Origin of the sequence: Streptomyces sp. NPDC090083 (genome assembly GCF_044747445.1) — a bacterium.
Taxonomy (GTDB): domain Bacteria; phylum Actinomycetota; class Actinomycetes; order Streptomycetales; family Streptomycetaceae; genus Streptomyces.
Genome location: NZ_JBIVED010000001.1, coordinates 90,634 through 116,351, shown reverse-complemented (window position 1 = coordinate 116,351; position 25,718 = coordinate 90,634). Strand labels below are relative to the sequence as shown.

General features: G+C 72.4%; 14 protein-coding genes. 12 read left to right on the top strand and 2 right to left on the bottom strand.

Going from position 1 to position 25,718, the window contains the following annotated elements; all coding sequences use genetic code 11:
• Positions 1-366: 366 nt before the first annotated feature.
• The 7 genes from ACIPTO_RS00455 (at position 367) to ACIPTO_RS00425 (ending at position 18,185) form a co-directional block, all read left to right on the top strand.
• Positions 367-6,720: an amino acid adenylation domain-containing protein gene (locus tag ACIPTO_RS00455; protein ID WP_401188096.1), complete on the top strand. Its 6,354-nt coding sequence runs from the start codon at positions 367-369 to the stop codon at positions 6,718-6,720.
• On the top strand, positions 6,717-13,157 hold the full coding sequence (locus ACIPTO_RS00450) for an amino acid adenylation domain-containing protein (protein WP_401188093.1): 6,441 nt from the start codon (positions 6,717-6,719) through the stop codon (positions 13,155-13,157). Before ACIPTO_RS00455 ends, ACIPTO_RS00450 begins: the two co-directional genes overlap by 4 nt.
• A complete protein-coding gene (locus ACIPTO_RS00445) occupies positions 13,154-14,572 on the top strand; it encodes a condensation domain-containing protein (protein ID WP_401188090.1) in 1,419 nt (472 codons plus the stop codon). Before ACIPTO_RS00450 ends, ACIPTO_RS00445 begins: the two co-directional genes overlap by 4 nt.
• A gap of 214 nt (positions 14,573-14,786) precedes the next feature.
• Positions 14,787-15,002 carry an MbtH family protein gene (locus ACIPTO_RS00440; protein WP_401188088.1) on the top strand — a complete coding sequence of 72 codons (216 nt, stop codon included), beginning with the start codon at positions 14,787-14,789 and terminating at the stop codon, positions 15,000-15,002.
• Positions 14,999-16,015, top strand: coding sequence for a guanitoxin biosynthesis L-enduracididine beta-hydroxylase GntD (gntD, locus tag ACIPTO_RS00435; protein WP_366324611.1), 1,017 nt, complete (start codon positions 14,999-15,001; stop codon positions 16,013-16,015). Before ACIPTO_RS00440 ends, gntD begins: the two co-directional genes overlap by 4 nt.
• Positions 16,016-16,113: 98 nt before the next feature.
• Positions 16,114-16,887, top strand: coding sequence for an SDR family oxidoreductase (locus tag ACIPTO_RS00430; RefSeq protein WP_366324613.1), 774 nt, complete (start codon positions 16,114-16,116; stop codon positions 16,885-16,887).
• A gap of 41 nt (positions 16,888-16,928) precedes the next feature.
• Entirely contained in the window at positions 16,929-18,185 is a 1,257-nt protein-coding gene (locus tag ACIPTO_RS00425) for a cytochrome P450 (RefSeq protein WP_401188085.1), read from the top strand.
• 69 nt (positions 18,186-18,254) lie between these two features.
• Here the strand turns inward: ACIPTO_RS00425 and ACIPTO_RS00420 are convergent, their stop codons facing one another.
• The gene (locus ACIPTO_RS00420; protein WP_401188083.1) at positions 18,255-19,250 is read right to left on the bottom strand and encodes a LuxR C-terminal-related transcriptional regulator; all 996 of its coding nucleotides are present in this window, start codon (positions 19,248-19,250) and stop codon (positions 18,255-18,257) included.
• A gap of 399 nt (positions 19,251-19,649) precedes the next feature.
• Here ACIPTO_RS00420 and ACIPTO_RS00415 point away from each other — a divergent pair, with 399 nt between their 5' ends.
• The 4 genes from ACIPTO_RS00415 to ACIPTO_RS00400 all read left to right on the top strand — a co-directional run bounded on the left by ACIPTO_RS00415 (position 19,650) and on the right by ACIPTO_RS00400 (position 22,702).
• Complete coding sequence (locus ACIPTO_RS00415) at positions 19,650-20,315, top strand: 4'-phosphopantetheinyl transferase (protein ID WP_401188080.1); 666 nt, start codon at positions 19,650-19,652, stop codon at positions 20,313-20,315.
• A gap of 221 nt (positions 20,316-20,536) precedes the next feature.
• Positions 20,537-20,719, top strand: a complete 183-nt coding sequence (locus ACIPTO_RS00410) for a hypothetical protein (RefSeq protein WP_366324621.1) — start codon at positions 20,537-20,539, stop codon at positions 20,717-20,719.
• 108 nt (positions 20,720-20,827) lie between these two features.
• Positions 20,828-21,199, top strand: coding sequence for an aspartate 1-decarboxylase (gene panD / locus ACIPTO_RS00405; protein WP_401188077.1), 372 nt, complete (start codon positions 20,828-20,830; stop codon positions 21,197-21,199).
• Between the two features lie 168 nt (positions 21,200-21,367).
• On the top strand, positions 21,368-22,702 hold the full coding sequence (locus ACIPTO_RS00400; RefSeq protein WP_401188074.1) for a helix-turn-helix domain-containing protein: 1,335 nt from the start codon (positions 21,368-21,370) through the stop codon (positions 22,700-22,702).
• A gap of 64 nt (positions 22,703-22,766) precedes the next feature.
• Here ACIPTO_RS00400 and ACIPTO_RS00395 read toward each other — a convergent pair whose 3' ends face one another.
• On the bottom strand, positions 22,767-24,512 hold the full coding sequence (locus ACIPTO_RS00395) for an acyl-CoA dehydrogenase family protein (RefSeq protein WP_401188072.1): 1,746 nt from the start codon (positions 24,510-24,512) through the stop codon (positions 22,767-22,769).
• A gap of 179 nt (positions 24,513-24,691) precedes the next feature.
• Between ACIPTO_RS00395 and ACIPTO_RS00390 the strand changes: the two genes are divergently transcribed.
• Complete coding sequence (locus ACIPTO_RS00390; RefSeq protein WP_366324629.1) at positions 24,692-25,711, top strand: ferritin-like domain-containing protein; 1,020 nt, start codon at positions 24,692-24,694, stop codon at positions 25,709-25,711.
• Positions 25,712-25,718: the final 7 nt, after the last annotated feature.

Sequence of the window (25,718 nt, the reverse complement as noted above, 5' to 3'; positions counted from 1 at the left end):
CACGGGTCGGGGCCCGGTCGAGCGCGGGGAACGGAGTGCGAGCCGCTCCGGCGGGCGGCCGGCGCCCGCCGGAGCGGCTCTCGGGAGGCGCCGCCGCGGGGGAACAGACGGCGCCCCGGGCATCTCGACGCTCCGATCATGCGGCCCTCGGGACCGCCGATCCAGGCAAGGACCCGGCAATACGCGAAGCGCGTGCCGCGGCCGACCAGCAACGCCGATTGCCGGTCGCCTTCCTGGCCCGCGCCGGTGCCCGCCGGACAGCATCGGCAGGACCGGAGACACAGGTGGGGCGAGTACCCCGTACTCGTCGGGAAAGGCGGTCGCAGTCCCATGAATTCGCAGGGCGCACGGAGCGGGGAGTTCCCGTTGACCACGGCTCAGCGTGGGGTGTGGTTCGCGCAGCGGTTCGACCCGGCGGCGACCACGTTCAACTCGGGCCACTATCTGGACATCCACGGTCCCGTGGACGCGAACCACCTGCGCGAGGCGATCCGGCGGGCCGAGGAGGAGTGCGGCAGCTACGGCGTCCGGCTGATCGACGGCCCGCAGGGCCCCCGGCAGCGGCTCACCGCGGCCGGCACACCGCCGCTGCAGAGCGTCGACCTCACCGCCGCGGCCGATCCGCACGCCGCCGCGCTCGCCTGGATGGACCGTGACCACCGGACGCCCCTGGACCTGCTGCGTGACGACCTGTCACGGGACGCGCTGCTGAAGGTGGGCGCGGAGCGGTACCTCTGGTACCGGCGCTGCCACCACATCCTCACCGACGCGTTCGGCGGCGTCGCCCTCACCCGGCGGGTCGCCGAGCTCTACGCGGCGGCCGTACGCGGGGAGCCCGCCGCGGGCGTCCCGCTCGGGCACCTGTCCGCGCTGCTCGCGGACGAGACGGCGTACCTGGAGTCCGAGCAGTACACCCGCGACCGCGCCTACTGGACCGGACGGTTCGCCGACCGGCCCGAGCCCGTGAGCCTCTCCGAGACCCCGGTGGACACCCCGCCGGCGGGCCCCGTCTCCCGTACGGTCACCCTGACCGAGGCCGACATGGCCGCCCTGCGTACCGCGGGGCGGGCCGCACGCACGCCCTGGACCGTCCCGGTCATCGCCGCCGTGGCCGCGTATCTGCACGGCATGACCGGCGTACGCGACCTCACCCTCGGGGTGCCGGTGACCGCCCGGCGCGGACCGGGGACCCAGAACGTGCCCGGCATGGTCGCCAACCAGCTGCCGCTGAAGCTCACCGTCGACCCGGCGCGGACCTGGGGACACCTCCTCACCCAGGTCGCCCGGGAACTGGGCGAGCTGCTCGTCCACCAGAGCCTTCCGTACGAGGAGCTGCGGCGCGAGCTGGACCTCGTACGCGACGACGGCCAGCTCTTCGGCATCGTCGTCAACGTCCTTCCGCTCCGCGGCGACCTGCGCTTCGGCGGACATCCGACCCACCCCCGGCCCCTGCCCGGCGGCACGGTCCTCGACCTCAACATCAGCGTCCGCCGGGGGCCCGGCGGCGAGATCCTGCTCGTCGACTTCGAGGCCAACCCCGGCCGGTACACACAGCAGCAGCTCGACGCCCATCAACGGCGCTTCGTCACCTATCTGCGGGCGCTCGCCGCGGCCGACGCCGACCAGCCGCTCGGCCGCGTCGCCCTGACGTCCGACGACGAGCGGGCGCGCCTGCTGCGCACCGACGGCGGCACCGGCCCGCAGCCGCGCACCGGCACGCTCTCCGCGCTCTTCGAGGAGCAGGTCCGCACCGCACCGGCCGCCCCCGCGGTCCACCGGGCAGGCGAACCGACGGCATCGGGCGCGGCATCCGGCACCACCCTCACCTACGCCGAGCTCAACGCGCGCGCCAACCGCCTCGCGCGGGTACTGGTCGCCCACGGCGCCGGGCCGGACCGCTTCGTCGCCGTGGCGATGCCGCGCTGCGTCGACGCCGTCGTCGCCTTCGTCGCCGTACTGAAGTCGGGTGCCGCCTATCTGCCGGTCGACATCACCTACCCGGCCGACCGGATCGCCCATGTACTGCGGGACGCGCGGCCCACGGTGGTGCTGACCGTCACCGGAACCGTGCTGCCGGACGGCGCCGGGGTGCAACCGCTCGCCGTGGACACCCCCGGACTGCTCGACGGAGCCGACGACGGCGACCTCACGGACGCCGAGCGCGTCCGGCCCTCGCGCCCCGAGGACGCCGCCTACGTCATCTACACCTCGGGCTCGACCGGGGTGCCCAAGGGCGTCGTCGTACCGCACCTCGGTGTGCCGAACCTGCTGGCGGCCCAGTCCGAACCGCTGGGCCTGCGCAAGCCCGAACGCGTCCTGCTCTTCGCCTCACCCGGCTTCGACGCCTCCGTGTGGGAGCTGTGCAGCGCGCTGCTGACCGGTTCCTGCGCCGTCGTGGCGGACCGGACGAGGCTGCTGCCCGGCCCCGCGCTGGCGGACCTGGTGGCCGAGACCGGCGTGAGTCTGCTGCTGCTCGCGCCGTCCGCGCTGGCGGTCATGCCCGAAGGCGGTCTGCCCCCGGGCGTCACCCTCGTGGTCGGGGCGGAGGCATGCGCCCCCGGTCTCGTCGAACGCTGGTCGGCGGGGCGCCGGATGGTCAACGCCTACGGGCCGACCGAGGCCACCGTGATCGCGACGATGAGCCGGCCGCTCACCGGCCGGACCGTGCCGCCGATGGGCCGCCCGGTCCTGGGCTCACGGATCCTGCTGCTCGACGACGCGCTGCGGCCGGTCCCGGAGGGCGTACCCGGTGAGCTGTACATCGCCGGACAGAGCCTGGCCCGGGGCTATGTGAACCGGCCGGACCTCACCGCGGAACGGTTCGTCGCCAACCCCTTCGGCCCCCCGGGAACGCGCATGTACCGGTCGGGGGATGTCGCCCGCTGGAGTGCCGAGGGCGAACTGGAGTACCTGGGACGCTCCGACCATCAGGTCAAACTGCGGGGATTCCGGATCGAGTTGGGCGAGGTCGAGGCGGCGCTCGCCGACCAGCCGTCCGTCGCGCAGGCCACGGTCCTGGTGCGCGAGGACCACCCCGGCGTCCGGCGGCTCGTCGGCTACGCGGTCGCCGCTCCGGGCCACGGCCTCGACCCGGCCGGACTGCGGCGGGCGCTCGCCGAGGTGCTGCCCGAGTACATGGTTCCCGCGGCCGTCGTCGAGCTGGCGGAACTGCCCCGGACCCCCAGCGGCAAGCTGGACCGGGCCGCGCTGCCCGCGCCGGTCGTCACCGGCGGCTCCGGCGGCCGGGCCCCGGCCACCGAGCGCGAGACGCTGCTGTGCGCCCTGGTCGCCGAGGTTCTCGGCGCCACCGAGGTCGGCCCCGACGACAACTTCTTCGACCTGGGCGGCGACTCGATCACCGCGATCCGCCTCGCCGCCCGGGCAGCCGAGGCGGGGCTCGTGCTCACCCCGCAGCAGATCTTCTCCGGCCGCACCGCCCAGGCCCTCGCCGAGGCCGCCCGGGAACCGGCACCGGCCGCACCCGCACCCGTGACGGCGGCGCTCGAACTCGGCCCCGACGAACGGGCACACCTCGAAACCCGCTGGCCCGCGAGCGACGTCGAGGCCGTCCTGCCGCTGACGCCCCTCCAGGAGGGCATGCTCTTCCACGCCCTGTTCGACAGGGACGGCGCGGACGCCTACACCGTCCAGAAGACCTTCGGCATCGCCGGCGAACTGGACCCGGCGCGCCTGCGCACCGCCTGCGAGGCGCTGCTGCGCCGGCACGGCGCCCTGCGCGCCGGATTCGACCAGACGATGTCGGGCCGGCCCGTGCAACTCGTGCTCGCGGACGTCGAAGTGCCGTTCACCGAAACCGACTTGAGCGGCTACGACGGGAAGGAGCGGCGGGCCAGGACGGCCCGGCTGCTCGCCGAGGACAAGCGGCGCCGGTTCGACATGGCCCGTCCGCCGCTGCTGCGCTTCACCCTGATCCGCACCGCGCCCGAGCAGCACGTCATGGTGCTGACGAGCCATCACATCCTGTTCGACGGCTGGTCGTTGCCGCTCGTGCTGCGGGACCTGTTCGCGCTGTACCGCTCCGCGGGGGACGACCTCGCGCTGCCCGAGGCGGTCCCGTTCGGGACCTATCTGGACTGGCTGGCCGGGCAGGACCGCGCCGCGGCCGAGGACGCCTGGCGCGAAGCGCTCGCCGACCTCGAACAGCCCACGCTGGTGGCGCCCGACGCACCGCCGCAGACCGGGACGACCCTCCCCGGCCTCGCCGTCGCCGAGCTGTCCGCGGAACTCACCGGGAAGCTGACGGAAGGGGCCCGCACCCACGGGCTCACCCTCAACACCGTGGTCCAGGGCGCCTGGGCGATGGTCCTCGGCGGACTCACCGGACGGCGCGACGTGCTGTTCGGGGCGACCGTCTCCGGCCGGCCCGCGCACCTGCCCGGTGTCTCGGACATCGTGGGCCTGCTGATGAACACCGTCCCCGTACGGGTTCGCACCCGGCCCGGCGAGCCGCTGGCGGCGCTGCTCGCCCGGCTCCAGGCACAGCAGGCCGAACTGGGCCCGCACCAGTACCTGGGCCTCGCCGACGTCCGGCGGATCGCGGGACACGGCGAACTCTTCGACACCACCACGGTGTTCGAGAACGCCCCCATCGACCGCGCGGGCATCCGGGACGCCGCGGGCGGCCTGCGGATCACCCAGACGGAGGCCGACCAGACCGGGGCGACGCACTATCCGCTGAGCCTCATCGTGGTGCCCGGCTCCCGGCTGCGCCTCGAACTCACCTACCGCACCGACGTGTTCGCCTCCGCCGACATCCGCTCGATCGTGGACCGGGTCAAGCGGGTCTTCGAGACGTTCGTGACGGCGCCGCAGACCGCCGTGGGACGCATCGAACTGCTCACCCCCGCCGAGCACCACGCGGCCGTCGAGCGGCCGAACGCCACCGCCCGCCCGTATCCCGCGACCACCCTGCCCCGGCTCTTCGCCGAGCAGGTGCGCAGAACCCCCGGCGCCCCGGCGGTCGTCCACGGCGAACGGACGCTCAGCTACGCCGAACTCGACCGCGCCGCGGGCACCTTGGCCGCCGTCCTCGCCACCAGGGGCGCCGGCCCCGGCCAGGTGGTCGCGGTCCGGCTGCCGCGCTCCGCCGAACTGCTGATCACCCTGCACGCGGTCCTCCGGGCCGGCGCGGCCTACCTGCCGGTCGACCCCGGCTACCCCGACGAGCGGGTCCGCAACATACTGGAGGACGCCGACCCCGTCCTCCTGATCGACGAGGACGCCTACCGCACCCTGACGGACACCGCGGCGGACACGGAGCCGCTCGCACCCGTGGACGGCCTCCACCCCCTGCACCCGGCCTACGTGATCCACACCTCCGGCTCCACCGGCCGGCCCAAGGGCATCGTGGTCGCGCACGAGGGCATCGCCAACTACCTGCGCTGGAAGCAGGACGCGTTCCCGCTCGGCCCCGGCGACCGGGTCCTCCAGCGCACGTCGATGAGCTTCGACCCGTCGGTGTGGGAGATCTTCTGGCCGCTCGCCGTCGGCGCCACCGTGGTGATCGCGGAGCCCGAGACCCAGCACGGGCCGGGCTACCTCGCCTCCGTCATCCGGCGGGAGCAGGTCACCGTCGCCCAGTTCGTGCCGTCCACACTGGAACTCTTCCTGCAGGAGCCCGGCGCACGCGACTGCCGGAGCCTGCGCAGGGTGTTCTGCGGCGGAGAGGCCCTCACGGCCGGACTCGCCGACCGCTTCCACGCCGCGCTCGACGCCGAACTGCACAACCTGTACGGCCCCACCGAGGTGTCCGTCTACACCACCAGCCGGCGGGCCCGCCCCGGCGGCACCGGCTCCGTCCCCGTCGGCCTGCCCGGCGCCAACCTGCGGGCGTACGTCCTCGACGACGGCCTGCTACCCGCGGCGGCCGGTGTGGAGGGCGAGCTGTACATCGCGGGCACCGGCGTCACCCGCGGCTACGTCAACCGCCCCGCGCTGACGGCCGAACGGTTCGTCCCCGATCCCTTCGGCCCGCCCGGCACCCGGATGTACCGCACCGGCGACCTGGCCGTGCGCCGGCCCGACGGCGAACTGGAGTACCGCGGACGCGTCGACCACCAGGTCAAGGTGGCGGGACACCGGATCGAGCCGGGGGAGATCGAGACGGTGCTCGGCAAGGACCCCGCCGTGCTCCGCGCCGCCGTGGTCGTCCGTGAGGACCGCCCCGGCACACCGACGCTCGTCGGCTACGTGGTCACCGCGCCCGGTGCGGTGTTCGACCCGGACGCGCTGCGGGGCCGACTGGCCGGAGCGCTGCCGGACTACATGGTCCCGGCCGCCCTCGTCGAGCTGGAGCGGATCCCCCTGTCGCCCAACGGGAAGCTGGACCGAAAGGCCCTGCCGGAGCCCGAGTTCACGGGCGCCGCGGACAGCCGGGAGCCGCGGGACGCGCGCGAGGAACTGCTGTGCGCGCTCTTCGCCGAGCTGCTCGGCCTCGACCGGGTCGGCATCGACGACAGCTTCTTCGACCTCGGCGGCGACTCGATCGCCTCCACCCGGCTGGCCGGCCGGGCCCGTACCGCCGGCCTGGCGCTGACACCGCGCGACGTGTTCACCCACCGCACGGTCGCGGCCCTCGTCGACGTGGCCCGGGACATCGCCCCGGGTCCCTCGCGACCGGTGGCGCCAAGAGGACCGCTGGTCCTCCTCGAACAGGACGAACTCGACGAGCTCGAAGCTCAATTGGGGGACGTGAAGTGAAGCAGCGATCACTGGAAGCCGTTCTGCCGCTGTCCCCGCTCCAGCAGGGCATGCTCTTCCACTCCCTCTACGACGGCGAGGGCGTCGACTTCTACAACATGCAGGCGCCCTTCGAACTCACCGGCGCCCTCGACACGGCGGCCCTGAAGGCGGCGTGCGCGGCCGTCCTGGAACGGCACCCCAGCCTGCGTGCCGGATTCCTGCAACGCCGCTCCGGTGAAGCCGTACAGGCCGTCGCGGCACGGGTGGAACTCGACTGGGCCGAGGCCGACCTCAGCGCCTTCGGCGCCACGGAACAGCGGGCCCGCCTCGGCCGGCTGCTCGCCGAGGACAGAGAGCGGCGCTTCGACATGCGGCGCCCCCCGCTGGTCCGGTTCACGCTGGTCCGACTCGGCGCCGAGCGGCACCTGCTGGTGCTGACGAACCATCACATCCTGCTGGACGGCTGGTCGTTGCCGATCGTGGTCCGCGACCTGTTCCGCGGGTACGCACAGGGCGGGGGCCTCTCGGGGCTGGAGCCGGTGGCCCCGTTCAGCGACTACCTGGGCTGGCTCCAGGCCCAGGACCGCGAGGAGGCGGAACGCGCCTGGCGGGACACCCTCGCGGGGCTCGCACAGCCCACGCTGGTCGCACCCGGTGCCGGTTCCGACAGCGGGGCCGGGCGCCAGCAGCGCGCGAGCGCGGACCTGGACGAGGCGGAGACCTCGGACGTCACCGACGCCGCGCGACGCCGGGGGCTCACCGTCAACACCCTGGTGCAGGGCGCGTGGGCGCTGCTCCTGGCCCTGCTGACCGGCAGCGACGACGTGGTCTTCGGGGCGACCGTGGCCGGCCGGCCACCGGAGGTCGAGGGCGTCGAGGGCATGGTCGGCCTGCTCATCAACACCGTGCCCGTACGGGTCCTCCTCGACCCGGCCACACCGGTCGGCACCATCCTGGAACGGGTGCAGGAGCAGCAGTCGGCACTGAGCGGCTACCAGTACCTCGGGCTCGCCGACATCCACCGCGCCACCGGCATGCCCCAACTCTTCGACACCACCGTCGCGTTCGAGAACTACCCCCTCGACCCGGCACTCGCTCGGGGCGGCCTGCCCGGCCTCGGGATCTCGCTGGCGCAGGAGAGCGTCGACGACACGCCCGAGGGCACCCACTATCCGCTGAGTCTCGCCGTCTACCCCGGCGAGCGCACACGCCTCGAACTCAACTACCGCCAGGACCTGTTCACCCGGACCGGGGCCGAGGAGGTCCTCGGCCGGTTCCGGCATCTGCTGCGCACGGTCGTCGCCGGGATGGACACCCCGGTGGGCCGGATCGGGCTGCTCACCCCGGCCGAGCGGGAGCGGATCCTGACGGAGTGGAACGACACCGCCCGCGGCCACCCGGTCACCACACTGCCCGCGCTCTTCGAGGAGCGGGCCCGCCGCGACCCCGCCGCGACCGCCGTCGTCTGCGGCACCACCCGGCTCACCTTCGCCGAGGTCAACGCGCGGGCCAACCGCATCGCCCGCCGGCTGGCCGCGCGCGGGGCGGGCCCCGACGACCTGGTGGCGCTGGCGCTGCCCCGTACCGCGGACAGCGTGGTGGCCATCCTCGGCATCCTCAAGTCCGGGGCGGCGTACGTCCCGGTCGACCTGGAGTATCCGGCCGACCGCATCAGCACCCTCTTCGAGGAGGCACGGCCCCGGCTCGTCCTGACCGACGCGGCCTCCGCGCGAAACCTGCCGGACGGCGGTCCCGCGCGGCTCCTCGTCGACGAGGAGGTCGGGGACGGCACCCGTGAGGCCGACCTGACCGACACCGAACGGGTGCGCCCGCTGCTGCCGTCGCATCTCGCCTACGTGATCTACACCTCCGGTTCGACCGGACGGCCCAAGGGCGTGGCCGTCGAGCACCGCGCGCTGGCCAACATGTTCCACAGCCATCACGCGAACTTCTTCACTCCGGAGACCGAGGCCGCCGGCGGCGGCCGGCTACGGGTGGCCCTCACCAACGCGCTGGTCTTCGACGCGTCCTGGAGCCAGCTGCTGTGGATGGTCGCCGGACACGAACTGCACCTCGTGGACGAGGACACCCGCAAGGACCCGCAGGACCTCGTCGCCTACGTGACGCGCCACCGCGTCGACGTCCTCGACACCACACCCGGGTTCTTCCTGCAGCTGCGCTCCGCCGGACTCCTGGACGGCCGGGGACACCGGCCGCGGACGCTCGCGCTCGGCGGCGAGGCCGTCGGCGACACCCTCTGGGCCGAACTGCGGGCCGCACCCGGCCTGTCCGTGTACAACCTCTACGGCCCGGCCGAGTGCACCGTCGACGCCATGCTGTGCCGGCTCGGCGACGCGACGGCGCCGGCCATCGGACGGCCCGCCGACAACATCCGCCTCTATCTGCTCGACGAGCGGATGCGGCCCGTCCCGGTCGGCGTCGAGGGCGAGCTGTACCTGGCCGGCGCCGGGCTCGCCCGCGGCTACCTCGGACGAGCAGGCCTGACGGCCGAACGGTTCGTCGCCGACCCCTTCGGCACCCCGGGCACCCGGATGTACCGCACCGGCGACCTCGGCCGCCGGCTGCCCGACGGGACGGTGGCGTTCGCCGGCCGCTCCGACGACCAGGTCAAGGTGCGCGGCTTCCGGATCGAACCCGGCGAGATCGAGTCCGTGCTGACCGCCGACGCCACCGTGGACCAGGCGTCCGTCATCGTCCGCGAGGACCGGCCCGGCGTACGGCGGCTGGTCGCCTACGTCGTACCGGTGGCCGGGGAGAGCGTGGACGCCGCGGCGCTGCGGGCGCTGACCGCGGCGGCCCTGCCGGACTACATGGTGCCGGCCGCGGTGGTCGCCCTGCCCGCGCTGCCGCTGACGCACAACGGCAAGCTGGACCGGGCGGCGCTGCCCGCGCCCGAGTTCGCCGCCGCCACCGCGAGCCGCCCGCCGCGCACCGAGCGCGAGCGCGCCCTGTGCGACCTGTACGCCCACGCGCTCGGCGCGGAGCACGTCGGCATCGACGACAGCTTCTTCGACCTCGGCGGCGACTCGATCACCTCCATGCAACTGGCCGCCGGAGCACGCCAGTCCGGACTCCTGATCACCCCGAAGGACGTGTTCACGCACCGGACCGTCGCCGCGCTCGCCGAGGCCGCCCGGGAGCTGCCGTCCGACGCCGCCGCCCCGGCCCCGTCCTACGACGGCCCGCTGTTCACCCCCGACCGGGACGAGCGCGCCGAACTCGACCGGCTCTACCCCGGTCTCGCCGACGTACTGCCGCTGACCCCGCTGCAGGAGGGCATGCACTTCCACGCGGTGCTCGCCGAGGGCGGCATCGACGTCTACACCACCCAGCGCCCCCTGGAACTCACCGGCGAGCTGGCCCCGGCCGTGCTGCGTGCCGCGTGCACGGCGCTGCTGGACCGCCACCCCAACCTCCGTGCCGGATTCGTCCGGCTCCGGTCAGGACGCATGGTGCAGGCCGTGTCCGAGAGCGTCACCCTGCCCTGGCAGGAGATCGACCTCAGCGACCTCCCCGCCGCCGAGCAGCGGGCGCGGGTCACCGCGCTGATGGCCGAGGACCGGGTACGCCCCTTCGACCCGACCCGTCCGCCCCTGGTGCGCGTGACGCTCGTACGACTGGCCGCGGACCGCCACCTGATGGTGCTGACGCACCATCACATCGTGCTGGACGGCTGGTCGTTGCCCCTCTTCTTCCGCGACCTGTTCGCGATGTACGCGCGCGGCGGCGACGGCTCGGCCCTGCCGCCGGCCGCTCCCTACCGCGACTACCTGGGCTGGCTCGGCGATCAGGACCGCGAGGCCACCGAGCGGGCCTGGCGGGAGGCCATGGCCGGGCTGGACGAGCCGACGCTCGTCGCCCCCGGCGCGGACGCCGCCGCCGCCCGCATCCCCGAACTGGTCTCCCACCGTCTCGACGAGGCGGCCGGCGCGGCCCTGACCGCCCGCGCCCGCTCGCTCGGTCTCACCCTCAACACCGTGATCCAGGGCGCCTGGGCCGTGGTCCTGGGCCGGCACACCTCACGCCACGACGTGGTGTTCGGCGCCACCGTCGCGGGCCGCCCGGCAGAACTCCCCGGGTCCGCGGACATCGTCGGCATGCTGATGAACACCAACGCGGTCCGGGTACGGCTGAACCCCGCGCGCCCGCTGGACGCCGAACTCCAGCACCTCCAGCGAAGCCGGTCGGCGCTCAGCGGCCATCAGCACGTCCCGCTCGCCGACGTCCAGCGCTGGTGCGGACTCGGCGAACTCTTCGACACCGTCGTCGGGTTCGAGAACACCCCGGTGGACCGCGACAGCGTCCGCGAACAGGTGCCCGGCCTGCGCATCACGCTCGACGAGGAGGCCGCGCCGGGGGCCACGCACTACCCGCTGAGCCTCGTGGTGGTGCCCGGCGAGCGGCCGAGCCTGGAACTCAACTACCGCGGCGACCTGTTCGACCGTGACACCGCCCAGGCGCTGCTCGACCGGCTGCGCCGCGTGCTGGACGTGTTCGTCACCGCCCCGTCGACCCCGGTCGGCAGGATCGACCTGCTCGGCCCCGGCGAACGCGCCCGCATCCTCACCGAATGGAACGACACCGGCCGCGAGCTGCCCGCGGCGACCCTTCCCGACCTGTTCGCGGAACAGGTCCGCCGCGCCCCCGGAGCCCTCGCGGTCGAGTCCGGCGAACGTACCCTGACCTACGCCCAACTCGACGACCACGCCAATCGGTTGGCGCGCGTCCTGGTCTCGCACGGCGTGGGGCCCGAGGCGCGCGTGGCGATCGCCGTGCCGCGCTCGGCCGAGTCGGTGGTGGCGACCCTCGCCGTCCTCAAGGCGGGTGCGGCCTATCTGCCGGTCGACACCTCCTACCCGCCCGACCGGGTGGCGTACATGCTGGACGACTCCCGGCCCGTCCTCGTGCTGGCGACCCGGGAGACCGCACCCGGTCTGCCCGTGGCACCGGACAGGCTGCTGCTGGTGGACACGCCGGACCTGTGGACCGCCGCTCCGGGCGGCGACCTCACCGACGCCGACCGGACCGGGCCGCTGCGTCCGGCCTCGGCCGCCTACGTCATCTACACCTCCGGCTCCACCGGCCGGCCCAAGGGCGTCGTCGTCACGCACGCCGGGGTGGCGAGCATGGTGGCGACCCAGGCGGACCGGATCGGCGCCGGCCCCGGCGGACGCGTGCTGCTGTTCGCGTCACCCAGCTTCGACGCCTCGGTGTGGGAACTGTGCACCGCCCTGCTTACCGGTTCCTGCGCGGTCACCGTGCCCGCCGACCGGCTGCTGCCCGGTCCGGAACTGGCCCGGACGGTCGCCGAGCACGAGGTCAGCTGTCTGCTGCTGCCGCCCTCGTCGCTGGCCGCCATGCCCGAGGACGGGCTGCCGCCGGGAGTGACGCTCGTCGTCGGCGGTGAGGCGTGCGCGCCGGACCTCGTCGCCCGCTGGTCCACGGGGCGCGTCATGGTCAACGCGTACGGCCCGACCGAGGCCACCGTCATGGCCACGATGAGCGACCCGCTCCACGGACACCGGTCGCCGCCGATGGGCGCCCCGGTCGTCAACTCCCGCGTGTACCTCCTGGACGACGGACTCCAGCCGGTTCCCGTCGGCGTCCCCGGTGAACTCTGCGTGGCGGGCGCCGGACTCGCCCGCGGCTACCTCGGCCGGCCCGCCCTGACGGCCGAGCGGTTCGTCGCCGACCCGTTCGGCGCCCCGGGCACCCGGATGTACCGCACGGGCGACGTGGCACGGTGGCGGGCCGACGGCTCGCTGGAGTACCTCGGGCGCGTCGACCACCAGGTCAAGGTGCGCGGATTCCGCATCGAACTGGGCGAGATCGAGTCCGTGCTCGCCGCCGACGACACGGTCGGCCAGGTCGTCGTGCACGTCCGCGAGGACGGGCACACCGTGAAGCGGATCGTGGCCTACCTCGTCGCGGCGACGGGCGCCGTGCCCGACCTCGCGCGGCTGCGCGAGCGCGCGGCGGCGGCCCTGCCCGACTACATGGTCCCCGCCGCCTTCGTCGTTCTCGACGCCCTGCCGGTCACCCCCGGCGGCAAGCTCGACCGGGCCGCGCTGCCCGAGCCGGAGTTCACCTCGCGCGCCGAGAGCCGGGCGCCGCGCAGCGCGCTGGAGAAGTCGCTGTGCGACCTGTTCGCCGAGGTGCTCCCGGTGGAGAGCGTCGGCATCGACGACAGCTTCTTCGACCTCGGCGGCGACTCGATCATCTCCGTCCAACTGGTCACCCGGGCACGGAAGATCGGCCTCGGCCTCAGCCCCCGGCATGTCTTCACGCACAAGACGGTCGCCGAACTGGCCGCGATCGTCACCGACCTGCCCGACGCTGAGCCACCCGCGGCCGTGACGTCCGAGGACCCGCTGCTCGTGCTGGACCAGGACGAACTGGACGAGTTCGCGGCCGACTGGGGGGACTCCGCATGACCACGACGAACCTGCCGGTCCCCCCGGTGGTCGACTGGCTGCGCGCGCACGGCGGTCCGGTCGGGACGCTCAGTCAGTCGCGGCTGCTGAAGGTCCCCGCGGGCCTCCGCGCCGACACCCTCACGGTCGCGCTCCAGGCACTGGTGGACCACCATGACGCACTGCGCCTGGTGGCGCGGCGGACGGACGGCCGATGGTCGCTCGTCGTACGGGATCCGGGTGCGGTGAAGGCGGCGGACCTCCTCGACGCTGCCGAGGCGCGCGGCCTGGACGGGCCGGCGCTGCGCGCCGCCGTCCGTGTCCGGTACGCCCAATCGGTGGCCGAACTCGACCCGGAAGCGGGGGTGTTGGCGCGAGCGGTGTGGTTCGACGCCGGTCCCGACCACCCTGGACGACTGCTGCTGACGATCCATCAACTGGCGGTGGACGACGCGTCCTGGCGGATTCTGCTGGCCGACCTGGCCGCCGCGTGGCGTGCCGCGGCCGACGGCGTCACCCCCGTACTCGCACCCGTGCCCACGCCGCTGGGGACCTGGCCCGGGCACGGGCGACCGCCGGTCGCCGAACCGGCACGGACGGCCGAACCGCCGTCGCCCGAGGGAAGGCCGACGGTCGATCCGCCGCTGAGCGACGCCCCCCTGCATCCGGCCCGGGACACCCGGGCCACCTCGGCCTCCCTCGTCCGGCGGTTGCCGGCCCGCCTCAGCGCGGACCTGGCGACCGCCGTCCCGGACACGTTCCGGGCGGACACGGAGGAGGTGCTGCTGACCGCGCTGGCGCTGGCCGTCACCCAGTGGCGGCGCGAGCAGCAACTCGGCGCGGACACCGCCGTACTGGTGGATGTGCCCGACCGCTGTCGACGGGACGGCGCGGGCGGCCCGGACGTCTCGCGCACGGTCGGCTGGCTCACCGCACCGCGGCCCGTCCGCATCGCCCCCGCTCCCGGCGACCGGAGCGGCCCACGACGGCCGGCCCGGCACACCGCCGTGGCACCGGACCGGTTCCCGCGGCCGCAGATCGGGTTCACCCATCTCGGCCGCGCATCCGTCCCGGGCGACGGGGAGTCCACGGCCGGGGACGACGGCCTGTGGCGGCCCGCCGTCGAGCAGGACGCCGTCACCGACGGCACCGGGGAGAGCACGCCGTTGTGGCACACCCTTGAGGTGACCACCGTCCTGGAGGACCACGCGGACGGACCCCGTCTGTCGGCGACCTGGACCTGGGCCGCGCAACTGATGTCCGAGGAGGACGTCCGGGACATCGTCGAGGCATGGGTGGCCGCGCTCTCCGCCCTGGCCGCACCCGTCGGCCGCTCCGGCGCGGACGACCCCCGCCCGGCGCCGCGCCCGCCGGACCCGCCCACGGCCGACCGCCGGATGCGCCCGGCGGCCGCGACCGCCTCCCTCACCACCTGACGCCGACGGCCGCGCGCCGAACCGGCGGCGGACGGACCAAGAACTCCGGGTCCGTGAGGTGCCCGTCACCCCACGGACCCGGAAGCGGCGGACCACACGGCCGAGACCCTGCTCGGCCGGCCCGCACGCGAGCAGTGACCGCGGCCCGACCCGGGCCGCACAGGACCAACCGCCCGACACGACCGGAACCGGTCACCACCATGAGGAGCAAGCAGTGGCAAACCCTTTCGACGATCCCGACGCGACGTACCTGGTAGTGGCCAACGACGAGGGCCAGCACTCGCTGTGGCCGTCGTTCGTCGAGGTGCCGGCGGGCTGGGACGTCGTTCACGCCGAGGCCTCGCGGCAGGAGTGCGTCGACCACATCGAGCGGAACTGGACGGACATGCGGCCCAAGAGCCTCATCGCCGCGACCGAGGCCGCCCGATGACCGTCACCGACACACCCGCCGAGTACACCCTCGGCTCCGGCGAGGTGGCAGCTCTGGAACAGCTGCTCCACTCGCTGCGGGACACCTCCGGCGACCCTTCGGAGCCGGCGTTCTACGAAGAGGCGTGGCGGGCCCCGGAGCAGTTGCCGCCGGGACTGCGCCGCTTCCTCCAGGAGTTCGCCCGGGACGAGCGGTCGGCCGCCTGTCTGGTGCACGGGTTCCCGGTCCAGGACATCGGACCGACCCCGGACCACTGGAACTCGGCGATCGGCGGGAAGAGCACGCGCGACCAGGAACTCTCCCTGGCCCTGTGCGGCATGGTGCTGGGCGAGCCGTTCGGCTGGGCGACGCTCCAGCGGGGCCGGCTGGTGCAGAACATCCTGCCGGTGGCGGGCGACGAGCAACGCCAGAGCGGGTACGGGAGTTCGGCCCTGCTGGAGTTCCACACCGAGGACGGTTTCCATCCGCAGCGCTGCGACTACCTGCTCCTGCTGGGGCTGCGCAACCAGGACCGGATACCGACCATCGTCGCCTCCGTACGCGATGTCCGGCTCGACGAGGCGGACCGGCGGATCCTGTCGGAGAAGCGCTTCCACATCTTCCCCGACGACGAGCACATCCTTCAGCTGGAGGCGCGTGACCCGCACCATCCGGCGCTCGCCAAGGCCCGTCGCATGGTGAGCCACCCGGAGCCGGTGGCGGTGCTCTTCGGCGACGCGGTCAGCCCGTATCTGCGCCTGGACCGTCCGTTCATGCGCTGCCTGGGGGACGACCCGGCGGCCGAGGCGGCCCTCGACCGGCTGATGGCGGAGCTGGAGGCGGCCCAGCAGGACGTCGTGGTGGATCCCGGCACCCTGCTGGTCGTCGACAACTACCGCGCGGTGCACGGCCGCAGGCCGTTCCGGGCCCGCTACGACGGGACCGACCGCTGGCTGAAGAAGCTCACGGTCAGCCGCGATCTGCGGCGCAGCCTGAGCGACTTCACCGAGGGCAGCCACCGCGTCCTCGTCTGATCCGCACACGGCCGGCGGCCCCGCCGTGCCGTGACACCACCCAGGGGGCGCCGGCCGGGGCCGGCGCCCCGCCCTCCTTCCGGAAAGGTTCTCCCGCGATGCGCGTGATTGTGGTCTCCGGTGCGTCCAGCGGCATCGGACAGGCGGTCGCCGAACGGTTCGCCGCCGACGGGGACCGGGTCGTCAACTTCGACGTCGCTCCGCCCGCCGGCCCGGACCCGGCGGCGCCCGACGCCGCCGTGATCCCCTGGGTGAAGGTGGACGTCGCCGACTGGCCGGCCGTACGGGCCGCGCTCGACGAGGTCCACCGCACCCACGGCGGCCTGGACGTGGTCGTCGCCAACGCCGGCATCAGCAACCGGCGCGGGGTCCTCGACCTCACCGAGGAGGACGTGCGCCGCACCGTCGACGTCAACTTCATGGGCGTCCTCGCGATGTGGCGCCACGCCGCCCCGCACATGGTCCGCCAGGGGCACGGCGTCCTGCTCGCGACGGCCTCCGTGAACGGACTGCGCGGCTATCCGCTGTACGCCGACTACAACGCCACCAAGGCGGCGGTCGCCTCGCTGTGCCGGACGTTCGCGCTGGAACTGAGCCCGGTGGTCCGCACCGCCTGCGTCACCCCCGGCGCCGTGCTCACACCCATGCAGCGCGCCGAGTACACCGACGCGATGCTCGCCGAGGTGAACGAGCGCATCCCGTCCCGGCGGCACGCCTCGCCCCGCGAGATCGCCGCCGCGTTCCACTATCTCGCCTCGCCCGAGGCGTCCTTCGTCACGGGGCAGGAACTCGTCGTCGACGGCGGCGAGACCGCCGGCCCCACCACGGCCTTCTTCCCCGGGCACGCCCTGACCAACGGGGTCCAGGGCTGAGGCACGGCGCCCCGGGCCCCCTCCAGTTAAGGAAGTCGACGATGTTCGATCGCCCCCGGCTCGCTCCGGGCGACCTGCCGCGCACGGACCTCGCGGATCCCCGCGTCCATGCCGAGTACGACCTGTCCGACGTCTGGCGGCACCTCAGGTCCGAGGAGCCGGTGTACTGGCAGCCGGAGACCGCGGGCCGTCCGGGCTTCTGGGTCGTGACCCGCTACGACGACGTCGCCGCGGTGTACAAGAACAAGGACGCGTTCACCTCCGAGCGGGGCAATGTGCTCGACACCCTGCTGGCGGGCGGCGACTCGGCCGCGGGCAAGATGCTCGCCGTCACCGACGGACCCGACCACTCGGCGCTGCGCACGGTCCTCAACAAGCCGTTCGGGCCGCGCGCGCTGGAGATCGTGGTCGAGAGCGTGCGCCGCTCCACCTGGCGCCTGCTGGCGGAGGCGGTGGAGCGCGGCACGTGCGACTTCGCGGGCGAGGTGGCCGCGCACATCCCGCTCGCGGCCATCTGCGACCTGCTCGGCGTCCCGGCCACGGACCGCGGACACATCATCGAACTCACCTCGTCGGCGCTGTCCTCGACGGACGGGGTGCCGACCACGGAGACCAGCTGGACCTCTCGCAACGGGCTCCTGCTGTACTTCGCCGAACTCGCGGAGTCACGCCGGAGCAAGCCGTACGACGACATCGTCAGCCTGCTGGTGTCCCAGGAGGTCGCCGGCCGGCCACTGAGCCACGAGGAGATCATCTTCAACTGCTACAGCATCATCATGGGCGGCCACGAGACGACCCGGCTGGCCATGATCGGCGGCCTGGAGGCGCTGATCGCCCACCCCCGCCAGTGGGAGCTGCTCAAGAGCGGGGCGGTGGGCACCGCCACGGCGGTGGACGAGGTGCTGCGGTGGACCACGCCGGCCCTGCACGGCGGGCGCACCGCCACCCAGGACAGCTTCCTCGGGGACGCCTTCATCGAGGAGGGGGACGTGGTCACCGTGTGGAACGTCTCCGCCAACCACGACGAGCGCGTCTTCGACCACCCCGAGCGCTTCGATCAGGCCAGGACGCCCAACAAGCACCTGGCCTTCGCGCACGGAGCGCACTTCTGCATCGGGGCCCACCTGGCCCGGCAGGAGATCTCGGCGGTCCTAGAGGCGCTGCGGGCCCTGGTCCGTACGCCGGTCGCGACGGCGCCCCCGCAGCGGGTCTTCTCCAGCTTCCTCAGCGGTCTGGCCACCCTGCCGGTAGCCCTGGAACCCGAGCGCCGGCCGGTCCCGGGACCGGCCGCGGGCTGAGCGACGACGGGCCGTCCGAGGGACGCGCAGCGGGACCGGACCGCCCGGGCCCGCTGCGCGTCGGCATGCTCAGATCCAGCCCTGGAGGGCGGAGTGCCGGCCCGCCTGGAAGCGGCTGCGCGCACCGAGCCGGCTCATGAGGTCGGAGGTGACCCGGCCCACCGTCCGCTGGGAGATGCCGAGCTTGTTCGCGACGACGGCGTCCGTGTGGCCCTCGGCGAGGAGGCTGAGTATCTCCCGCTCCTGCCGGGACAGTTCGTTCTCGTCGGAGGTGTCCAGCTCCGACGTGAGCGGCACGGCGGACGCCCAGGTGTTCTCGAAGAGGGCGACCAGTGCGGCGATGACTCCGGGGGCCGTGATCTGAATCGCGCCACGGCGGGTGTTCTCCGGGTCGACGGGCAGCAGTGCCGTCTCCCGGTCGATGACGATCATGCGCAGCGGAAGTGTGGGAGTGGTGCGCACTTGACCGCCCAATTCGGTCAACCAGTGTGCGTATCGGGCGGTCGGAGTATGAGTGCGTGCACTGTCCAAATACACTGTCCTCATCAGTACGCCTCTGCTGATAACTTCCTTGTCGAGCGGCATGCTGGCGGCGAGTGCGCTTTCGGATTGTGCACCGCCGGGATTGAACGTCATGCAATCGCGCGTTGCGGACCCGGCCAGATCGGTGAGGCGTTCACGAATGGCATCGACACCCACAAGGCTTTCGAGGTGCTTCTGTTCCACGCCGGGATAGAGATCGGTGAAGTCGTCGAGCAGTTTGGCCACCGCGGTGCGACTCGTCTCGAACTGCTCGTGTTTGAAGCGTAGTTCGGCCGCATTGCGGAGCAGTAGGGACCGCAGGGCGATCTGCGGGTCCTCCGGTACCACGGTGTCCTGGTGGCTGTCCGGCCGTTGGACAAGGTTCAGGGCGGCGAGCCGTTCTATGGTCCTGTGTACTCGGTCGACGGGAAGGGAGAGGTGGTCGGCGATTTCGTCGATGCGCCAGCGTCTTCTCCCGAGAATGGCCCGGTAGACGGTGTCTGCGGACTCGTCGAGTCCTAGATCGTGTAAGGAATATCCCATATGTAATTTCCCCCTGTGCGGTGCCTGTGCTCGTAGAGCGTCGCCCAGGCCCACTTCGATTCTCCCGTGCTCGGGTGCGGACCGAACCGGCGGTGACTGCACAGGTGGTCGCCCGGCGAAAGGCGGGCCACCCGCAGCGCAGCCGACTCAGGGCAGCCTACTCAAGAGGCCCCGGGATGGCTTGGGTATAGCCGTCCGCATTCCGTAATGCCCGGTGTTAAGTCTGCTTTACATCGCGCCATAGTGGATTAAATCGAACCGTGACGTTTCTTGCTACTGGCCGGTAATAAAATGCGGCGCCCGCCTCGGCGAGCCGGTTTCGCACGATCTTCGGACGGGTGTATGGCTGACATTCGGGGACGGTCGGACCGTGGACGGGCGGACTCGTCCCGGAATGTGATGGAGGGGCTGGTTCCGCACGGTGTGGCCGCCGTTGAGGACTTCGGCGACACCGGCCCGGCCGCACGGATCGTGCTCCACCCCGCGGAGGCCCGGCTCGTCGACGGTGTGGTGGCCGAGCGCCGCCGTGAGTTCACCACCGTGCGCGGCTGTGCCCGGCTGGCGATGGCCGAACTGGGACGCCCGCCCGCCCCCTTGCTGCCCGGCCGTCGGGGCGCTCCGCTCTGGCCCGCGGGCTGCGTCGGCAGCATGACGCACTGTCCGGGCTACCGTGCCGCCGCAGTGGGCCCCTCGTCCGGCTTCGCGGCGATCGGCATCGACGCCGAGGTCGACCTCCCGCTCCCGGTGGCCGTCGCCGCCCGCGCGCTCTCGGCCGACGAGCGCGCCCGGCTGGAAGAGCTGCCGGTCGGCCAGGGTGCGCCCGTCGCCTGGGACCGGCTCGTCTTCAGCGTCAAGGAGGCCGTCTACAAGGTCTGGTCACCGCTGACCGGCCGCTGGCTCGACTACGGTGACGCGGATGTGCGGCTGTCGCCCGACGGCACGTTCACGGTCCGGCTCTCGGTGCCGATCCCCCCGGCCGGCGGGGCCCGGCTGGACGAGATGACGGGCCGCTGGGCCGCGTCCCGCGGCCTGCTCCTGGCCGCCGTCTCCGTGCCCGCCGGATGATCGCGGTCATATCGCGATAGAGCGGACGCCGAGGACCGTGCTCCGCGGCGATTTTGCTTTTCCCTTACTCGGTGTCGCACTTCTGACAGCCGTGATTTCCTGCCACTTTAATCGCTTCCGATTCGAGTACCCATTCGAGCAGGATTCATGTGGGGGGATTGCTCGACAAGCCTCACGGCTTCCCCTCGCATATCACTGGTATTCAAACGGGGAGAAACGTCGTGTCCAGAAGCGTTCGAGTCATTGCCGCCACCGCTGGTGCCCTCTTCCTTTCGCTGGGTGTCCTGGGCGGCACCGCCCAGGCCGACTCGCCCGGCGGTGAGGTCCCCACCACCCAGAACTCCTCGGACTCCCTCGGGTGGGACCTCCTGCCCCACTTCCCGGTGGAAGACATCCTCGGCTGACCCGAACCTCTCGGCCGGAATCGCGGGGCGGGCCCGGGCCCGGACACCGCCCCGCTCTGCATCAGTTCCTGAACCTGGTAGCCCAACTCAAGAGGAGCCACGCGGATCATGCAGCGCACCATGCTCAAGTCGAAGATCCACAGAGCGACGGTCACCGAGGCCGACCTCCACTACGTCGGTTCGCTCACGCTCGACCCGGTCCTCATGGAGGAAGCCGACCTGCTGCCCGGCGAGCAGGTCCACATCGTGGATGTGAACAACGGCGCCCGCCTGGAGACGTACGTCATCGAGGGCCGGCGGAACACCGGTGTGGTCTGCATCAACGGTGCCGCCGCCCGGCTCGTGCAGCCCGGAGACACCGTCATCATCATCGCCTACGCCGCGGTGGACGACGCCGAAGCGGCCAAGTACGAGCCGCGGGTGGTCTTCGTGAACGGTGGCAACGAGATCGTGAAGGTGGGCAACGACCCCACCGCGTAACCCGTGACCGATCGCGTCGGACGGGGTGTCACGGGTACCGGCGCGGCCGAGGGGGACGGGAGAGGGCTCCCGTGCCCCTCGGCGCGGTCGGTCAGGGGAAGAGAAGTGTCGAACGGGTATGGGGGAGGCATTTCGATGCTGCACGCTGATGACTTGGGAACGGTCGGAATGATGGATGTCCGTCAGATCTGCGCGTTCCTCTTCGGCCGGCGCAGAGCCGTCGGCTGGACACAGGAAGAACTGGCCGAACGCTCCGGCGTGAGCGTACGCACCATCCGCAATCTGGAGACGGGCGCCAACACGAACCCGCGCAGGACCTCGATCGACCTGCTGCTGAAGGCGTTCGGCACCTCCCTGTCCGCACTGGCGGAGAGCGAGCCGAACGCCGGCGGCGGTGCCGTCCGGCTCTGGATCCCCGCGCAGCGTGGCCGGTCCGAGGAGCGGACGGGCTCGGTCGACCCCGCCCGCTGGCGGGGTGTCCGCGCGCCGCTCGACGAGTTCGTGGGCCGGGGGGCCGACCTCCGGTACGTGGTGGACACGGTCCGGCGCAGTCGGCTGCTGGTGCTGACGGGGCCCGGCGGGGTGGGCAAGACACGGCTGGCGCTCGCCGCCGCCACGGCCCTCCAGCCGCTCTTCGCCGACGGCGTCGCGGTCGTCGACCTGTCCCACTGCCCCGCGGAACGGCACGGCACCGCCCAGGCCGCGGAGGCGGTGCGGGCCGCCGTCCTGCGGGCCGTCGGGCCGGGAGTCCCGGGCGCCGGGGAGACGGAGGGCCGCCGGCTCGTCGTACTGGACACGGCGGAGCATGTCGTGACGACGGTGTCCCGGCTCACCCACGAGCTGATGGGGGCCTTCCCGGCGGCGCACTTCGTCGTCACGTCACGGCGCCCGCTGACGGTCCCGTCCGCCGACACCTGGGAGGTCGAGCCCCTGGCCGTGCACGCACTGGACGACGACGTGCCGGCCGCCGTGGAGTTGTTCCTGCGCCGGGTCGGATCGGGCGTGCCCACCCTGGACCTCAGCGGACAGCTGCCCCTGGTGGCGGCGCTGTGCGAACGGCTCGACGGACTGCCCCTGTCGATCGAACTCGCCGCCCGCCGGGTCCGGTCGGTCCCGGTCGAGATGCTGGTGAACACCGAGTCGTCCCTGGAGATGCTGGACGGCATCGACACGAGCGGGCTGTCCCCGCACCGGACACTGACCGACAGCGTGCGCTGGAGCGTCGAACTGCTCTCCGCGGAACAGCAGACGCTGCTCCGCCGACTGGCGCTGCGGCAGAAGGTCTACACCGCCGAGGACGTGCTGCTCGGAGACAGCGGCGGGGACGACACGGAGCGGGGCCGCATCGTCGGACTGCTCGGCGAACTCACCGACGCCTCCCTGGTACGCATCAGACGAGGCATCCGCTACGAGTACGAGTCCTACTCCGTCGTACGCGAATACCTCGGCGCGCCGGAGGGGCCGGCCTGTCTGCGGGCCGACGAACTGCTCTCCCCGGCCTGAGAGCCGGACGCGACGGTCACGGCGGCATGCGGACGAGCCGCCGCGCGTGACCGTCGGCGCGTCCTCAGCCCGCCTGCGGCGCCGCTTCCCTGAGGTGGCGCACGGAGAAGCGGTACGGGGTGGCCAGGCTGTCCTCCATCGCCCGTTCGATGCCGGGGACGTACGCGGTGCTGAGTTCCGTCGTCGGTTCCAGCCGCTGCAGCAGGCGCTGGAGCACCAGGACGAGCCAGCCGGTGGTGGCCGGCACACCGCGCTCGTCGCGGAAGGTGTGCAGCCAGGTGTACAGACAGGACGCGGCCGCGTGGTGCACGCAGTGCTCGGCGGCGGCGTCCTGGCCGGCCACGGACATCGCCTCGACGGGCTCGGCCGTCAGCCCCGCGTAGAAGGCCGCACGCCGCACGTCGAACGCGCGGAGGATCCCGGTCAGATCGGCCGCCTCCGCCGGGTCGAGGTGCTTCGCCGCGGTGGCCGAGGCCTCGGCCACCGCCTCGCCCCAGCCGCGCGTGATCTCGTCCTCGCAGGCGTTCGTCAGCTGCAGGACGTGCTCGGTGGGCCGCCAGGCCGGTGCCTCCTCGCTCCAGTCGAAGAGGTCCGCGAGGATCTCCGCACCCCCGGGCGACGAAGTCCCGGCCACCGGGGCCAGGTTGGGCAGTTGCGCCGCGATGTTGTGCAGGTTCACATGGGTGGTGCCCTCGAAGATGCTCGCGATGGCGTGATCGCGCTGGAGCTTCTGGAAGGCCCCGTCGGCGACTCCTTCGCGCAGATACCCGCGGGCGCCCAGCACCCGCCCGATGTCCTGGATCACGCCCTCGGCGACGACCGGTACCAGGTACTTCACGACGGACGACCACATGCTCAGCCGGGAGGGCGCGACGGACAGCGACCGGGCCACCGGGATGGCCGTGCACTCGGCGATCAGCAGATCGAGGTGCGCATGCAGCAGATGCCGGCGGATCACCGGGATCCGCCGGATCTCGGCGCCGTAGAGAGACCGCTCGTACGCGTACCGCAGGCCGATGCGCAGCACCGAGTCCATCGTTCCGATGGAGAGCGCGCCGATGGCCGTACGGGTGATCTGGAGCGCCTTGAGGACCTCGATCAGGCCCGCGCCGCCGCGGCCCAGCACCGCGTCGCTCGGGATCCGCGCGTCGTGGAAGGCGATGCCGCTCAGATCGTGACCGCGCAGCCCGACCGTCCGGACGAACGGATGGTTGCTCCAACTCCCGGGAGCCAGCTGCTCCTTGTCGACGAGCAGCAGCGACTGGCGGCGGTTCTCCGTGGTGGCGAACACGGTCACGAAGCGGCCGCGGGTCGCGTTGCCGACCGGCCACTTCTCGCCGTTGAGCACGAACTCGCCGCCCTCCGTCCGGGCCGTTGTCTCGTTGCCCTGGAGGTCGCTCCCGTGATCGGGCTCCGACACGGCGAAGCAGGCGAGGTCGCCGTCGAGCAGCCCTTCCGCCACCCGCCGGCGCTGCTCCTCGTTCCCCCAGACCCAGACGGGGTTGACCCCCAGCAGCGCGGACCCGAACATCACCGCGATCGTCAGGTTCCGGCGCGCGAGGGAGCGCGTCAGCATGAAGATCTCTTCGAGGTTGTTCAGCCGTCCGCCGCACTCACGCGGCACCAGGAACTGGGGGAATCCCCAGCTGCGGGCCAACTCGACCGCGCCGGGCGGAAGTTCGTTCCGCTCCTCGTGGGCGACGATCGCCGCGTAGCTGAACGGGCCGTCGCCCGCCTCGGGATCGCCGAGCGTGCGTTCCAGATCCGTGACGAGATCGAGGGTCGGCCGGCTGCGCGTGGTCTGCGCCATGGGGGCATCTCCAGTGAATTCCGGGACGAGTTCGCCGACATCCGTCATGGTGTGGCTCACCGGTCATGCTGGTCGGCGCGGCGACGGCGCATCCAGGTAGGGCACCGGCAATCGGGACTGCCGCTCAGTTGCCCGGTGTGTACCTGGCTGCGCGGCGGCCGTAATCCCAGAGTTGACCCATGGCTGACATACTCCGTAGTGAGTCCGACTCGACTCTCTTCACTCTTGACCAGGCCAGGTCGGGCCTCATGGAGGTGGACGCGTCGATCCGTGCCTGCCTCAACTGGGACTACGGCGAACGCGACAATCGCATCTGGCGCCTTTACCAGAAGAACAAGAACTCCCAGTGGAACTCGGACACCGATATCGACTGGGACTACGACGTCCGTTTCGGGGCGCCGCTCGCCGACGAGTTCAGTGCCGGCATGGCCACATTCGTCGTGGACCACGAGAGCCCCGTACCGAAAGAACGGCTGAACGAGTTCCGCTGGCAGTACCAGGCATGGATGGTGAGCCAGTTCCTCCACGGCGAACAGGGCGCGCTGGTCACCACCGCCCGGCTCGTCGAGACCGTCCCCGACATGGAGTCCAAGGTCTACGCCGCCTCGCAGGTGGCCGACGAGGCCCGGCACGTCGAGGCGTACGCGCGCTACATCGACGAGAAGCTGGGCGAGTCCTATCCCATCAACCCCGGCCTCAAGGCGCTGCTGCGGGATCTCCTCGCCGAGTCGGAATGGGACATCGTCTATCTCGGCATGCAGGTCGTCGTCGAAGGACTGGCACTGGCGGCGACCCGCCTCGCGGGCAGCGGATTCGGCGACCCCATCATCACCTCGATCACCAAGATGATCGCCCGGGACGAAGCCCGCCACGTCGGATTCGGCTCCGTCGCCCTCGCCGGCCTCTACGACGGAATGACATCCGCGGAACTCGACCAGCGCGAGAAGTTCCTGCTGGAGGCAATCCATCTGATGTCCCGGCGCTTTCTTCTGAAAGAAGTCTGGGAACGCATGGACCTCGACGTGGAGAAAGGCATCAGGTTCGCCCGCACGGACCCGATGATGTTCGGCTACCGGCAGCTTCTGTTCCAGCAGGTCATTCATCTGCTGCGGCAGCTGGGACTGCTCACTCCGAAACTCAGGGACCTGTTCCTGAGCGAGAACCTCGCGCGACCGGAGGCGTTCCGCAACGCAGCCTGACGCCGTC

Coding starts and splice junctions, on each gene's coding strand:
- ACIPTO_RS00445 (WP_401188090.1), top strand. CDS start 13,154: ATGACCACGACGAACCTGCCGGTCCCCCCGGTGGTCGACTGGCTGCGC.
- gntD (WP_366324611.1), top strand. CDS start 14,999: ATGACCGTCACCGACACACCCGCCGAGTACACCCTCGGCTCCGGCGAG.
- ACIPTO_RS00430 (WP_366324613.1), top strand. CDS start 16,114: ATGCGCGTGATTGTGGTCTCCGGTGCGTCCAGCGGCATCGGACAGGCG.
- ACIPTO_RS00425 (WP_401188085.1), top strand. CDS start 16,929: ATGTTCGATCGCCCCCGGCTCGCTCCGGGCGACCTGCCGCGCACGGAC.
- ACIPTO_RS00420 (WP_401188083.1), bottom strand. CDS start 19,250: ATGGGATATTCCTTACACGATCTAGGACTCGACGAGTCCGCAGACACC.
- ACIPTO_RS00415 (WP_401188080.1), top strand. CDS start 19,650: ATGGAGGGGCTGGTTCCGCACGGTGTGGCCGCCGTTGAGGACTTCGGC.
- panD (WP_401188077.1), top strand. CDS start 20,828: ATGCAGCGCACCATGCTCAAGTCGAAGATCCACAGAGCGACGGTCACC.
- ACIPTO_RS00400 (WP_401188074.1), top strand. CDS start 21,368: ATGATGGATGTCCGTCAGATCTGCGCGTTCCTCTTCGGCCGGCGCAGA.
- ACIPTO_RS00395 (WP_401188072.1), bottom strand. CDS start 24,512: ATGGCGCAGACCACGCGCAGCCGGCCGACCCTCGATCTCGTCACGGAT.
- ACIPTO_RS00390 (WP_366324629.1), top strand. CDS start 24,692: ATGGCTGACATACTCCGTAGTGAGTCCGACTCGACTCTCTTCACTCTT.